The organism is Thermocoleostomius sinensis A174 (genome assembly GCF_026802175.1).
Classification (GTDB): domain Bacteria; phylum Cyanobacteriota; class Cyanobacteriia; order Elainellales; family Elainellaceae; genus Thermocoleostomius; species Thermocoleostomius sinensis.
The window spans coordinates 5617296-5631229 of record NZ_CP113797.1 but is presented as its reverse complement, the minus strand read 5'-3'; the positions used below and the strand labels follow the sequence as shown (position 1 = coordinate 5631229).

The following is a 13934-nucleotide window of genomic DNA, read 5'->3' as shown; positions in this document are numbered from 1 at the left end:
GCACCACAATCCCGCTTAAACCGATCGCAAAGTAGTCGAATTTGCTGAGTGGGGGAATGATGTTGTAGGCAGTTGGTAAACCTGCTTGAGCATGTCTAAAAACGCAAAGACGGCAGGCACATGCAGGGCAGTCGATAACAAGATTACTCCAATTACCCGCTCATAGGGCACAGGTAAGCTCTGCACTTGAATGCCTTCGGGTAAGGGTTCCGCAGCCAAACGCGGTAAAATTCCCACGCCCAAGCCCTGCATCACCATCCCGACGATCGTGGAGTCCTGGTTAATTTTGTAAACAATATTGAGGCGACCGGCATGAGCAGTCAGGTGTTGGTGTAATCCTACGTCGCAAGTTTGTTCCGCTGGCGGCAAGATCAGCGGCAGGGCAGCTAGTTCTGCCCAAGTGAGCCGATCGGACTTAAGCGCCATCGATGGGGGCAATAGCACGACATATTCATCTCGGAGAATTTCCCACGCTTCAAAGTCTGCCTCTGTGGGTAAATAGGTGAAACCCAAATCTGCCCGCCCATCGCGCAGCAGTTGTTCAGCCCGCACTTCATCTGGACAATCCACGATCGTTACGGTGACACCAGGAAACCGTTGGCGAAACTGAGCCATCACCGTCGGCAGCACATGGGTAGCCACACTACGAAAGGCAGCAACTCGAATTTTTCCACCCCGCGAACTTTTGTGTAGATTAGCTTCCCGCTCAATCAAGTCCAAAAGCTGAAGGGCTTGACGCGCATACTCAGCAATTTGCTCTCCGGCTGGGGTAGGGATGGCTCCTCGTCGTCCCCGCACAAACAACGGTACACCCAATTCTTCTTCCAACGCGGCGATCGCGTGGCTGACAGTGGATTGATTCACGCCCAAAGCTAAGGCAGCTTCACTAAAGTTTTGTCGATCGGCAACCGCCACAACGGCCCGAAGCTGAGATAAATTCATGGCACGATGGCTTGGTAAAGTTCAGGTCAAAAGTTGAGACGATCGTGAATCAGCAGAGATGGGCACACGAAGCCATGTCAACATGCTGCCAAAGATCGGTGTATCCTACAGTCGCCCGATCGTATGAAACGTCAATCATCAAGGTATGAATTCCGTACATACCATCCATCGATGTAATGATTTGTTACTGATTTTACAAAACGATACGTTAGAAGAGTAACAAATTTGGAGGATGCTATCCATGAAAACCTCTAAGCACTATCTGGAGCGCCACGGGTGGGATTTGCGTCTTCAACTAGCAGATCGCGCTCAAGGAAGCGGCCAAGCTCAAGGAAAAACGACCCACCCCAACTGGTTCAGCCAGCTTTGGCAGCGCTTTATGCAATCTCTCAGTGGCAAAACAGAACTCCGGGTTTGGCAGAGAACTGGAGCAGGTGGGCAACTGTATTGGCAAGCCTATGATCCGGTTTCTGGCGAATTTGTCACTCGTGGCTCAGAAGACGAAATGCGGGAGTGGATTGAAACTCGCTACTACACCCACACGAACGCAGAAAAAACGTTCGAGCAACAGCAATATCGACTGTGGGCGTTGCGGTAATTGAGCCTATATTCGCAGCTTAATGGTGGGGCGATCGCCCTGGAGCGATTTGTGAAGCGGGCGCGGCAATGTTTGAGTGAATTATAGTCCTGTATAGTCCTGCCCGTACCGCTTTTAGATCCTCCAACTCAATTTGGAACCACGAGAATATATCTCATACCGCTTTAAACTATCTCTGCGACAGATGAACTGCTCGTAAGGGCGAATCGCGAATCGCCCTTATCCGATCTGCCACGTTCTCAATTTAAATTGGTATCACTTGTGAGTTCAACTAATACTGCCACTGCCCCAGCAATAGACCGAATAGTAGGTAATTGTTGACAATAAAAGTTGGCAATAAAAACTAGAATGTTGGGCCGAACATTTATCAGAATGATCGCGACTCAATGATGGAAACTCTAAACTCAACGCTGCCTCTATGGCTAACGACGCACGACACCTGTAAAGCCAGATGCCTTGAATTGCTTCAACTTTAATGGCGTGGGTTGATTGGCAGGAACCGAAATGCGTAACTCAAAATCACTGATACCCGGCGGTACTTCATCGATCGACCCCAACCGAGTGCGGTTTTGAATCACAGGATTATCATTGGCATCAAAAATGCGTCCGAAAATATCCGCATTCTGTACAGGTTTTCCAGATTTGTTGTCGGCTTTGCCTGTGATGATGAAGCAGTTGGCAGGCATACTACTACCCCCGGCTGTAATAGCTCCCTCCGCTAGTTCGGTGGGGCAATCCTGGTAAGACAGGTCAAACAAGCGAATTTGGGTGAGTGCCGAAGCGGGCGGTGTAACAACCCAACTACTAAGCCAGAGGCAGCAAGTGGCGATCGCAATTCCTAATAACCTGAATCCCATACGTTGAATCATAAATCTCTTTATCTCTCAGCTTACCCCGGATTGCTCCCCATCGCTGTTGCAGCGGGACGAATCTTGATCAATGAGTTCTTGCCGCACGGGTTCCTGCCGCACCAACTGCCCAACTTGCCCCAAGAGCGAGCCAAGCTTGCCGTCTTCTAGTAGGGCATTGACAACCGATAAACCGCTAGTGGATAGGAGAATTTTACTGATGTCTCCAGTACTGTTGTTGTTGCCATTGCCATTGCCATTGCTACCATTCGCGCCCGGAAAAGCATAGACCCGTGCATCGCCAATCACGCCGGGTTGAGGAGCTAGGGCTTGCATCAGTTCTGGCAGTTTCTCGGATAGTTCTGGCCAAATCGTGATCAGCGTTTCCGCCAGCAGACGAGCATGGCTTAGCTGATTTTTGGCTTCCACTTGCGCTTGCAGTCCTTCCGCTTCCGCTAATGCTTTATCTCTGTTAGCTTCTGCTAGGGTGCGAACAGCTTCGGCCTCTAGTTCCGCTGTCTGCCTAGCAATTTCTGCCTGCCGCCGCCGCCGAAACACTTCAATTTCCACCACGTTTTGATCGGCAATGCGACGTTCTTCTGCCGCTCGTTGTGCTGCAATGACGGCCAGTTGCCGCTGTCTTTCTGCCACTTCAATCTCTGTTGCTGTAGAGACTGAAGCTTCCGCTTTGGCGCGCTGGGCTTCGGCTTCAAAACTCTCTTTGCGTTTGGCAGCGATGGCGATCGCTACATTTTCTTGAGCCAACCGGGCAAGTTGTTCTGCTTCAGCCACTTGTACTTGCGCTTCTAGTTGCGAGGCATCAACAATTTTCTTGCGATTGATTTCGGCCACCTCTGATTCTTGCTGCTGCAACGCTTTTGCGACCTTTAGCTGCTTATTGCGTTCCTCTAGTTCAATATCTGCATCAATTTGACTTTGCTTAATGCTCAACTGTCGCCGAATTTCCTCTTCTTCCACAGATTTTTGCTGCAAAATTTTGGTGCGCTGGGTGGCGGCTGTTTCCCGTTCCTTCGCTTCCTGAATTTCCCGTTCTCGCTGAGCTTTCAAGGCTTCTACCTGTAACTGTTGCTCCAATCGAGCCGCTTCTTTTTCTTGCTCAATGTATAGCGATCGCTTGCGGGCATCTAGTTCCTTTTGTTCGATTGCTACCTGTGTCGCCAGTTCAACCTCTCGCTTTTGCTGAATCGATTGCTGAATTGTTTCCGTCCGCAGTCGCACACCCTGCGCATCAAAGAAATTGTTCGTATCGTAGGTGTCGCTTTCCTGAATTTCAGAAATCGCAATATTATTCAGCGTCAGCCCCACTTTGTTCAAGTCCTGCTGCACCAAATTCAGCACTTCTTGGGCAAATCCCAACTTGTCAGAATCAATTTCGGCTAGGCTCTTGGTTTTGGCCGCCGCTCGGATGGCGTCATCGGCTCGTTTTTCCAACGCATTCTTGATGTCTTCTGGGGTAATCTTATTGCCCTGAGACAACCGCGCTGCTGCTGTCAGCACATCTTCTTCGGTAGCGTTGATGCAGACATAAAACGTGACGCGCATGTCGGCTCGTAAATAATCGCGAGTGCGCACAGCCAGCTTTCCAGTACGTTCTACGTCGATCGAAATTTCTCGCAGCGGTACTCGCGTTAATTCGTGAAATCCCGGCAGCACTACACAGCCCCCGTTAAGAATCACTGTTTTGCGTTTGACAAATACCCCGCCTGTACGCACAAAGGCTTCGTTGTTGGGCGTAATTGTGTACACCCGCGTGTAGGCCCACACACTGAGCAACAGCAGCACAATCAACCCAGCAATCACACCAGGAAAAATCAGCAACCCGTTCAACTGCCCCAGCACCGGGGACGGCGGCACACTCCGCAACGTCGCGATGTCAGGAGATACTACCGTTTGCGCCACTAATACCGACTCTGCATTCACGTCTGGATTGGAATCAATCTGAGAATCGGACTCGGCTCGGTTTGCGATCGAGGTTAATTCAGTTGAAATTGTGGGTAAGGATTGGAGAAAGGTTAGCCAGTAAAGCATAGGTAAAAGGGGTTAGGAGTGGGGAGTAGAAAGTGGGGAGTCGGGAGCCGGGAGTCGGGAGTGGAGAATGGCAACAGCCGTGACTAACGCGATGGATGCCTGTCTGAAAGCGAGAGGTGAATCCTGCATTGCCCTCATCGTTTGTTTACGACGGTTGATTCAGCCACCGATCCTGATCGGGACTATCTTTGGCAATGACGAGGTAGCCTTGGGGCAATCGCTCGATGACTAAGATTCGATCGCCGCGTTTGGGTGTGATGGTAGCCCAGTCAGGCAGTATGGCGTTGACGGTAACTAAATTGCGGGCCGAGTCGATTACGTCTACTTGTCCGATGGTGCCTTCGATGATGGCGGGAATGCGCACGGTGCTAACTCGACCCGTGCAACCAATTAATCGATCGCTGCTGGTGTCTTCGCCAAAGGATTCAAAGATTTTGCCGACTGGATTTGCAATTTGACTACCGATGACTAAGGCTAGGATGAATGATCCTACTAAGATAATGACCCCGACGAAGCCACCCAGAAATCTACCCAAAACGCCACCTACGAAGACGTTTAGCATCCATCCCAGCAATCCCCAAAGGCTGAGATCGATCGCTAAAAGCAGCATTAAAGGAGCTTTGCCAAAGCCGAGCCAACTAAGCGCTTGCATGAAACTCATGCCATCTGCTTCAGCATCCGCGTCGGCATCCATATCGGCATCTACATCGGCATCCACATCGAGATCTGTATCATCATTGCCACCACCAGAGACAATGACAACTAAAAACAACAGGATGCCCAAGCCCAAAAGAATCCAGTACGGCAGGTTCACAAGATCAAAGAGGGGCATTGCTGTTAAGACGTGAAGAGGTAAATAAAGCGAGAACAACTCGATCGAAAAGCGAGAAGACTAATGCTTCAACATCAAGTGCTTCAATATCAAGGCTTAAACTCAACTCAAATTAAAGCAATTCAAGCGACAAACTAACTAGCGAGAGCAGCAACATGGAGATCATCACAACTCACACCCAGGATTCCCGAATCCTGTACTAGACTTGCATACTCGCTACACCTAAAATAGCTGGCTTAAAATAGAACTGGGGAAAGCGAAAAGTTTTTTAATTTTTATTTCACTCTTGTCTCACATCATGAAACTCAAACGGATTGGTCATGTGGCCATTTGTGTAGAAGATCTCGATCGCGCAGCCCAGTTTTATCAAACGCTGGGCATGGAGTTGGTATGGAAAGATCCCGATTGGGCTTACCTGAAAGCTGGAGAGGATGGGTTAGCTCTGCTTAGCCCCAGCTATGCTCAAGCTGGTCCGCACTTTGGCTTCATTTTCAACGATCGTTCAGAAGTGGATGCAGCCTACGAGCGCTTGAAAGCTGATGGCGTTCACATTACACCCATCCACGAGCATCGAGACGGCACTGCCTCTTTCTATGGACGCGATCCAGAAGGCAACTGGTTTGAGTACCTGTATGAACCTGCGCCAGTGGCAAGTGTGGCCCACTAAATCTCAGTTACGCTCGATCGAGCCACCCAACAAGAGCAAGTCAACAAACAAGAGCAAGTCAACAAAAAGGTCGGGATCGCTACAGGATTCCGACCTTCACAAGGTTGATATTAAGCTTGAATACTTTGGATTTTATCTCGTTCGTGTTCCTCTTACAGCACTTGTCGAGAAACAAATTTTTCAAAATCAGCTTGGGTTTGGTGCAGCAGTTGCTCTCGGCTGTCTGACGTTTGAGTCAAGGTTGGCACTAACTTACGGGCTTGTAACGCCATGTGAAGCTGGAGATGAGCTACGTACTCGCTAAAATCTTCACGGGAATAAGGATTTGAAACGTGTGGATGAAAATTAGCAACCAAGATAGTTTCCCTCTCTCAAAAGTTCAACAAGACGATCGAGTATTGCTATTGAACGTAACATATTGCGGGTTACTCGTATTTTAGTGCGCAACGAAGCGTTACTTTTTGTCGGATTGTTAATTTTGAGTTTGATAAATACAAAAATCCCCCGCCTTTTGGCAGGGGAGTCAATTATCTAACAGATATGTCTAAACGATCGATCAACCGTATCGACTTGCCGTTGAGGCTATCAGGAAGGCCGCATAAGTGAGGACGTAGCCAACCGTAAAGTGAGCTAGACCAATCAAACGACCTTGAACGATCGACATGGCTACGGGCTTGTCCTTCCAGCGAATCAAGTTTGCCAGAGGTGTGCGCTCGTGCGCCCAAACCAACGTTTCGATCAACTCTTGCCAGTAACCACGCCAGCTAATCAAGAACATGAATCCAGTTGCCCAAACCAGGTGTCCGAACAGGAACATCCAGGCCCAGACCGCCAAATTATTCATGCCGTATGGGTTGTAGCCATTAATTAACTGAGCCGAGTTGAGCCAGAGATAATCGCGCAACCAACCCATGATCGTTGGAGACGACTGGTTGAACTGAGCCACGTTACCACTCCACACTGCTAGGTGCTTCCAGTGCCAGTAGAACGTCACCCAACCGATCGTATTCAGCATCCAGAACATGGCTAAGTAGAACGAGTCCCAACCAGAGATATCGCAAGTACCGCCACGACCGGGTCCATCGCAAGGGAAGGCATAGCCGAAGTCTTTCTTGTCAGGCATCAGCTTAGAACCACGCGCATCCAATGCACCTTTCACCAAAATCAGAGTGGTGGTGTGCAAACCTAGCGCGATCGCATGGTGCACCAGAAAATCGCCAGGTCCAATAGTCAGGAACAGCGAATTATTACCGGCGTTGATGGCATCTAACCAGCCGCCTAACCAGACATTACCGTGGTTTGGCCAAGCCGTAGATGCAATGCTGTCAGGATTCGACAATAAGGTATCGAAACCATATAGCACCTTACCATGGGAGGCTTGGATGAACTGAGCGAACACAGGCTCGATCAGAATTTGCTTTTCAGGTGTACCAAAGGCTTGCATGACATCGTTGTGTACATACAGACCCAAGGTATGGAATCCAAGGAAGAGGGACACCCAGCTTAGGTGAGAAATAATCGCCTCTTTGTGATTCAACACGCGATCGAGCACGTTGCCCTTGTTGGCTGCCGGATCATAATCCCGTACCCAGAAGATCGCACCGTGAGCAAACGCACCCACCATGATGAAGCCAGCAATATACTGGTGATGGGTATATAGGGCTGCCTGCGTTGTGTAGTCCCGTGCCATAAAAGCATAGGGCGGCAGCGAATACATATGCTGAGCCACCAGTGAGGTGATCACACCCAGGGCAGCCAAGTGAATGCCCAACTGGAAGTGCAGCGAGTTGTTGTAGGTGTCGTACAGGCCTTGGTGAGGCAGATTGAACTGACCTTCACTGCGAGGGCTAAACAAACCTGCTTTGGAGTCCAGCATTTCTTTGATGCTGTGACCGATACCAAAGTTGGTGCGGTACATGTGACCTGCAATGATGAACAGCACCGCGATCGCCAGATGGTGATGAGCGATATCTGTCAACCACAGCGACTCAGTTTGAGGATGGAAACCACCTAAGAAGGTGAGAATCGCCGTTCCCGAACCTTGAGCTGTACCAAACACATGATTGGCAGTATCGGGATCAGCCGCATACACTCCCCAGTTACCTGTGAAGAAGGGCAGCAGACCATCGGGATGGGGCGGCGTGGTGAGGAAGTTATTCCAACCTACATGCTGACCACGCGATTCAGGGATAGCCACGTGAACCAAGTGACCTGTCCAAGCCAACGAACTAACGCCAAACAGACCTGCCAAGTGGTGATTTAAACGAGATTCTGCGTTCTTAAACCAAGACAAGCTGGGGCGAAACTTAGGCTGAAGGTGCAACCATCCTGCAAACAGGAAGATAGCCGCCAGGATCATCAAGAAGATGGAACCCTGATATAGATCGCCATTGGTGCGCATGCCGATCGTATACCACCAGTGATAGACACCAGAGTAGGCAATGTTAACCGGATTCGTTGCACCTGCTCGAGTGAAAGCATCCACAGCGGGTTGACCGAAGTGGGGGTCCCAAATCGCATGGGCGATGGGACGGACATTCAGCGGATCTTTGACCCACTGCTCGAAGTTACCTTGCCAAGCGACGTGGAAGAGGTTGCCGGAAGTCCAGAGGAAAATGATTGCCAGATGACCGAAGTGAGTACCGAAAATCTTTTGGTAAAGATTTTCTTCCGTCATGCCATCGTGGCTCTCGAAATCATGGGCAGTGGCAATCCCGTACCAGATCCGACGAGTAGTCGGGTCTTGGGCCAAGTCCTGGCTAAATTTGGGGAATTTTGTTGCCATAAGTCCTAATTGATGAACTCAATTAGCGATTAGCTTTGCGCTGTTCGACTCTAGTGTACCGAAGTTTAGAAGGTGGATTTTAGAAGCTGATGTAATCAGCGCGGCGATCTTTTAGTTAAAAATCTTATGCCATTGATTACCTCAGCCAACCTTGCTAGGGTCTCGGCAGGCACAGCCAAAGCCGTGCCCAAACCATCTAGAGAGAACCTTTGAAGCCAATGCTAGCCTACTGAAATGATCCGAGCTAGGAAGAATGCCCACGTAGTGACAATTCCGCCCAACAGATAGTGCGCCACTCCAACTGCGCGTCCCTGAATAATGCTCAGAGCGCGAGGTTGAATCGCAGGAGCAACTCGTAGCTTGTTGTGGGCCCAGACGATCGACTCGATCAACTCTTGCCAGTAGCCGCGACCGCTGAACAAGAACATCAAGCTAAACGCCCAAACAAAGTGAGCACCCAGGAACAACAAGCCATAGGCAGACAGAGCCGAGCCATAAGAGCCAATTACCTGAGCCGCCTGCGCCCACAAGAAGTCGCGCAACCAGCCGTTAATGGTAATCGCACTTTGAGCAAAGTTACCGCCTGTGATATGAGACACCGTTCCATCGGCGTTCACCGTACCCCAGACATCCGACTGCATCTTCCAACTGAAGTGGAAAATCACGATCGACAAGGAGTTATACATCCAGAACAGACCTAGGAAGACGTGATCCCACCCAGAAACCTGGCAGGTGCCGCCCCGACCGGGTCCATCGCAAGGAAAGCGGAAGCCCAAGTTGGCCTTATCTGGAATCAAACGAGAGCTACGGGCAAACAATACGCCCTTGAGCAGAATCAACACCGTTACGTGAATGGTGAACGCATGGATGTGGTGCACCATGAAATCTGCCGTACCCAGGGCGATCGGCATCATCGCTACTTTGCCACCCACTGCAACAATATCGCCGCCGAAGGCAAAGCTAGCGGGAGCTAACGCATTCGGTGCCGTATTGCCAGGTGCAAGGGTGTGTAAGTTCTGTACCCACTGAGCAAACACAGGCTGAAGCTGAATCGCCGTATCCGAGAACATGTCTTGAGGACGACCCAACGCTCGCATCGTATCGTTGTGGATGTACAAACCAAAGCTGTGAAAGCCGAGGAAAATACAAACCCAGTTGAGGTGAGAAATGATGGCATCGCGGTGACGAAGCACTCGGTCTACCAAATTGTTCACATTCTTAGCTGGATCGTAATCCCGCACAAAGAAGATGGATGCATGAGCACCCGCTCCCACAATCAGGAAGCCACCAATCCACATGTGGTGCGTGAAGATGGACAACTGCGTGGGATAGTCCGTAGCCAGGTATGGATACGGCGGCATCGCGTACATATGCTGGGCCACGATGATAGTCAACGAACCCAACATGGCTAGGTTAATTGCCAACTGTGCGTGCCAAGAGGTGGTGAGAATCTCATAAAGACCTTTGTGGCCTTCGCCAGTGAAGGGGCCTTTGTGGTTCTCTAGGATCACCTTCATGCTGTGACCAATGCCCCAGTTGGTGCGGTACATATGCCCTGCAATGAGGAATAGTACAGCGATCGCCACATGGTGATGAGCTGTATCCGACAACCACAGCCCCCCTGTGACAGGGTTTAAGCCCCCCTTGAAGGTAAGGAAGTCAGAGTAGACTCCCCAATTGAGGGTGAAGAAAGGAATAATACCGCTGGGAATTCCCCAATCAACACTGGGATAGAGATCTTTCATCAAGCTGGGATTGAGAATGAACTCATGCGGTAGGGGAATATCCCGAATGGGAACCCCAGCATCCAACAGCTTGTTGATGGGCAGCGAGACATGAATTTGATGCCCCGCCCAGCCCAGAGAACCCAACCCTAGCAAACCTGCTAGGTGATGGTTCATCATCGACTCCACATTCTGGAACCACTCCAGCTTCGGAGCACGCTTGTGATAGTGGAACCAGCCTGCAAATAGCATCAACCCAGCCATCACCAAACCACCGATCGCGGTGCAGTAAAGCTGAAACTCATTAGTGATGCCAGATGCACGCCAGAGTTGGAAAAATCCAGAGGTGATTTGAATTCCCTGGAAACCACCACCAACATCCGCATTCAAAATTTCTTGACCAACGATCGGCCAAACCACCTGAGCACTGGGTTTGATGTGCAGGGGGTCAGCCAACCACGCTTCATAATTGGAGAACTTCGCGCCGTGGAAGTACATGCCGCTGAGCCAAACAAACACAACGGCTAAGTGACCAAAGTGGGCGCTGAAGATTTTTCGGGATATATCTTCTAGGTCACTGGTATGGCTATCAAAATCGTGAGCGTCGGCGTGAAGGTTCCAGATCCAAGTCGTCGTTTTTGGACCCTTAGCGAGGGTGCGATCGAAGTGACCAGGTTGTGCCCACTTCTCGAAAGAAGTTTGCACGGGGTCTTTATCGACCACGACTCTAACCTTCGGTGTTGCCGCCTCTCGCTCCCGTGGGGAAGTTGTCATTAGAGACTCTCCTCTCTCTAGACAAGGAACGAGTAGCCTTGACCCAAGCAGCCGGTTTCCCTGGAAGTTCACCTGAAAACCAGGCGAGGAATGATAAAGAGGCGTAATGAGACCAGATGGGAGCGTCTAAAAGATCTAGACTCCGCCTTATTTAACTAGGGAATCCACAGAACAACAGCCCGAAACAAATCAGAACAGTGTTCGCGGCTTGGGGAGGTACTGACGAGCATTATAGAACTGTATTCAAACCATCATGAAGTAGGTTAACAATATTTCAAATTGGCAAACGCTTGATCCACCAGGTTTTTGGGCGCGTCATCAGCAAAAAAATGGTGCATCATTGAGATTTTTTTATAAAACGAAACATTCAATGATTTTTGAAAGTGAATGCTGTGATCAAGACACAGCAACATTTTCCAGTGATTTCAATGAATCTTAATAATTTAATGATCGATAATGACTTTTCTTAGAAATTTTTAATTCCAGTCATAGAGATAACTCAACTATCTAAATACATTCCACGTGAGTTTGTGCAAGTAATATTTGTGAAATGAAATATTTCATTCAGATTCTGGTTTATATTCAGTCTCTGTCATGCGGTCTTGCATTCACCCGACTCCAGCAGCATCTCCCCTAGTTAAAGGGGGATTGGGAGAGATCGGCATCCGGTGCAACCTAATTGGGACCCGCTTGGCAATTGTATTTTGGCGATCGTATTGATGTCACCGATCGAACTAAGTGATCTATAGAAACGGGGAAATTTTGTTAGTTCGCTTAATTTGCTCGTAGCGATAAACTCTGCGGCACTATATCCTCGATACTATTCCATTCCAGTCAAATTTTTTCCCTTTTAATTCCAGCTTAATTCCAGCTCACGTTTACAAGTTAGTCATAATCTTGTTCTATACCAAGTACCACCTCTGGTTCAATATTTCTATCAGCCTAGCAATTGCTCTTATAATGGAGTTTCTATACCAGAATGGAGAATATCGCTATGATGGTGGACTCACCCTGTAAATAAGCCATGTCCTCGCCTCCCATTCAATGGTACCCCGGTCACATTGCCAAAGCAGAAAAAGCCCTGCTAGAGCAACTGAAAAAAGTTGATGTTGTCCTAGAAGTTCGGGATGCCCGCATTCCTTTGGCTACCTGCCATCCACAAATACAGCAGTGGGTAGGTAACAAAGAACGGGTATTGGTGTTGAATCGGGTTGATATGATTCCGCCACAAGCACAGCAAGCATGGTTAGAGTGGTTCAAGACTCAGGGAACCTTTCCGCACTTCACCAATGCCAACCAGGGGCAGGGCATCTCCGTCTTGGCACAGTCGGCTATGGCAGCGGGAGAAAAAATGAATCAGCGCCGTCGCGATCGCGGCATGTTACCCCGTCCAGTGCGAGCGGTGGTAATTGGCTTTCCCAATGTTGGTAAGTCCGCGTTGATCAATCGCCTGTTAAAGCGACGGGTGGTAGACAGTGCTCGGCGGGCGGGTGTGACACGACAGTTACGTTGGATTCGCATTTCCGATCAATTAGAACTGTTGGATGCACCAGGAGTGTTGCCATCGCGATTGGCTGATCAAGCAGCCGCCATTAAGCTTGCCATTTGTGATGACATTGGAGAGGCCGCTTACGATAATCAGCGAGTGGCCGCTGCCTTGGTCGATCGCCTTCAGCACATCCAGACTCAAGCACCAGAGATGCTGCCAGAGTTGCCGTTACAAGCTCGATACGGACTTGAACTAGGCAAACTTACAGGTGAAAGCTATCTGGCACAACTGGCAGAGCAGCGTTACCAAGGAGACAAAGAACGTGCAGCGAATCAACTGTTAAATGACTTTCGCAAAGGGTTATTAGGCGCAATTCCATTGGAGTTACCGCCTAGTTGAAGGGTGCATTCTATCTGTGCCAGCCCTTACCCTAAATCCGGCTCCCCTTCGCCTTTTTGGAAGAAAGGTTGGGGGATGAGGCGGTTTAGCACAAAAGTGTCCGGACTATCGCTTGTCTTAACCTCAGGAGAAGGGAGCCAGACTTGTTGTTCTCTCTGCTTTGGGAGAGGGTGAGGGTGAGGGCTGCAAGAAGCTCCAGCACGAGAATCAGAATCATACTTCTGTTCAGCAACGTCGTTGAATTCAGTGATTCAACGAATGACGATTAATCATGCGTGATCGATAGTTACTTGTTTGCGTTATTTGTTTGACTAAACCCAAATTCCTGGACAAGTTCCCACGGGCCACCCTTGTAGTACCACAACAGTAACCCCTCTCCTTGTCCCTGCTGAAGCTGCCACTCGGGCAATAACCGATCGTAGAGTTGCCGAGCTTGTTCGGGTGAAACTTTGTTTTGAATCGTGATGTGCGATCGATAGCGTTGCCGATCTTGCGGCGTGAGCCAGTTTTTCCAGCGATAGGCTAAATCTTGGTGGATTTGCAGCAATTCAGAAGACTCTACCTCGATGGCCACACCGTTACCCAAACATCGCAGGGTAGGGAATATCAGTGGCAATACGGATGTCTGAGAACAAACCTCCTGGAGGGTATGACAGATCGATCGTTCGTGTTGACTGGGAAGAGCATGAAACAGCGTGATGTGAGCAGGCAAAAAGTTGCGCTCAGGGGGGAAATGCTGTTGCCGCAAAGAATTGAAGCGATCGAAGCTATGACCATCTAGCTTGAGTGTGAGAACCAACGGGGCAGAAGATTGAGACATAGCACCA

The 13934-nt window shown here is 49.5% G+C and carries 11 protein-coding genes; 3 read left to right on the top strand and 8 right to left on the bottom strand.

Features of this window, described 5'->3' with window-relative positions; genetic code table 11:
• Nucleotides 1-15: 15 nt before the first annotated feature.
• Nucleotides 16-942 carry a LysR family transcriptional regulator gene (locus OXH18_RS24385; RefSeq protein ID WP_268610136.1) on the bottom strand — a complete coding sequence of 309 codons (927 nt, stop codon included), beginning with the start codon at nt 940-942 and terminating at the stop codon, nt 16-18.
• A gap of 241 nt (nt 943-1183) precedes the next feature.
• Here OXH18_RS24385 and OXH18_RS24380 point away from each other — a divergent pair, with 241 nt between their 5' ends.
• Nucleotides 1184-1540: a hypothetical protein gene (locus OXH18_RS24380; RefSeq protein ID WP_268610134.1), complete on the top strand. Its 357-nt coding sequence runs from the start codon at nt 1184-1186 to the stop codon at nt 1538-1540.
• A 422-nt stretch (nt 1541-1962) separates the two neighbouring features.
• Here the strand turns inward: OXH18_RS24380 and OXH18_RS24375 are convergent, their stop codons facing one another.
• From OXH18_RS24375 to OXH18_RS24365, 3 genes are all read right to left on the bottom strand, one after another.
• The gene (locus OXH18_RS24375; RefSeq protein WP_268610133.1) at nt 1963-2397 is read right to left on the bottom strand and encodes a hypothetical protein; all 435 of its coding nucleotides are present in this window, start codon (nt 2395-2397) and stop codon (nt 1963-1965) included.
• Nucleotides 2398-2424: 27 nt separating this feature from the next.
• Entirely contained in the window at nt 2425-4437 is a 2013-nt protein-coding gene (locus OXH18_RS24370) for a flotillin family protein (RefSeq protein ID WP_268610132.1), read from the bottom strand.
• A gap of 145 nt (nt 4438-4582) precedes the next feature.
• A complete protein-coding gene (locus OXH18_RS24365) occupies nt 4583-5269 on the bottom strand; it encodes an OB-fold-containig protein (RefSeq protein ID WP_268610130.1) in 687 nt (228 codons plus the stop codon).
• Between the two features lie 298 nt (nt 5270-5567).
• On the opposite strand from OXH18_RS24365, the gene OXH18_RS24360 reads away from it, so the two are divergent.
• Nucleotides 5568-5936, top strand: a complete 369-nt coding sequence (locus OXH18_RS24360; protein WP_268610129.1) for a VOC family protein — start codon at nt 5568-5570, stop codon at nt 5934-5936.
• 152 nt (nt 5937-6088) lie between these two features.
• Here OXH18_RS24360 and OXH18_RS24355 read toward each other — a convergent pair whose 3' ends face one another.
• The 3 genes from OXH18_RS24355 to psaA form a co-directional block, all read right to left on the bottom strand.
• A complete protein-coding gene (locus OXH18_RS24355; protein WP_268610128.1) occupies nt 6089-6292 on the bottom strand; it encodes a hypothetical protein in 204 nt (67 codons plus the stop codon).
• Nucleotides 6293-6492: 200 nt separating this feature from the next.
• Entirely contained in the window at nt 6493-8721 is a 2229-nt protein-coding gene (gene psaB / locus OXH18_RS24350) for a photosystem I core protein PsaB (RefSeq protein ID WP_268610127.1), read from the bottom strand.
• A 221-nt stretch (nt 8722-8942) separates the two neighbouring features.
• Nucleotides 8943-11219, bottom strand: a complete 2277-nt coding sequence (gene psaA, locus OXH18_RS24345; RefSeq protein ID WP_268610126.1) for a photosystem I core protein PsaA — start codon at nt 11217-11219, stop codon at nt 8943-8945.
• 1024 nt (nt 11220-12243) lie between these two features.
• Here psaA and ylqF point away from each other — a divergent pair.
• A complete protein-coding gene (gene ylqF / locus OXH18_RS24340) occupies nt 12244-13107 on the top strand; it encodes a ribosome biogenesis GTPase YlqF (RefSeq protein WP_268610125.1) in 864 nt (287 codons plus the stop codon).
• Nucleotides 13108-13393: 286 nt separating this feature from the next.
• Here ylqF and OXH18_RS24335 read toward each other — a convergent pair whose 3' ends face one another.
• On the bottom strand, nt 13394-13927 hold the full coding sequence (locus OXH18_RS24335; protein WP_268610124.1) for a 2'-5' RNA ligase family protein: 534 nt from the start codon (nt 13925-13927) through the stop codon (nt 13394-13396).
• Nucleotides 13928-13934 lie beyond the last annotated feature (7 nt).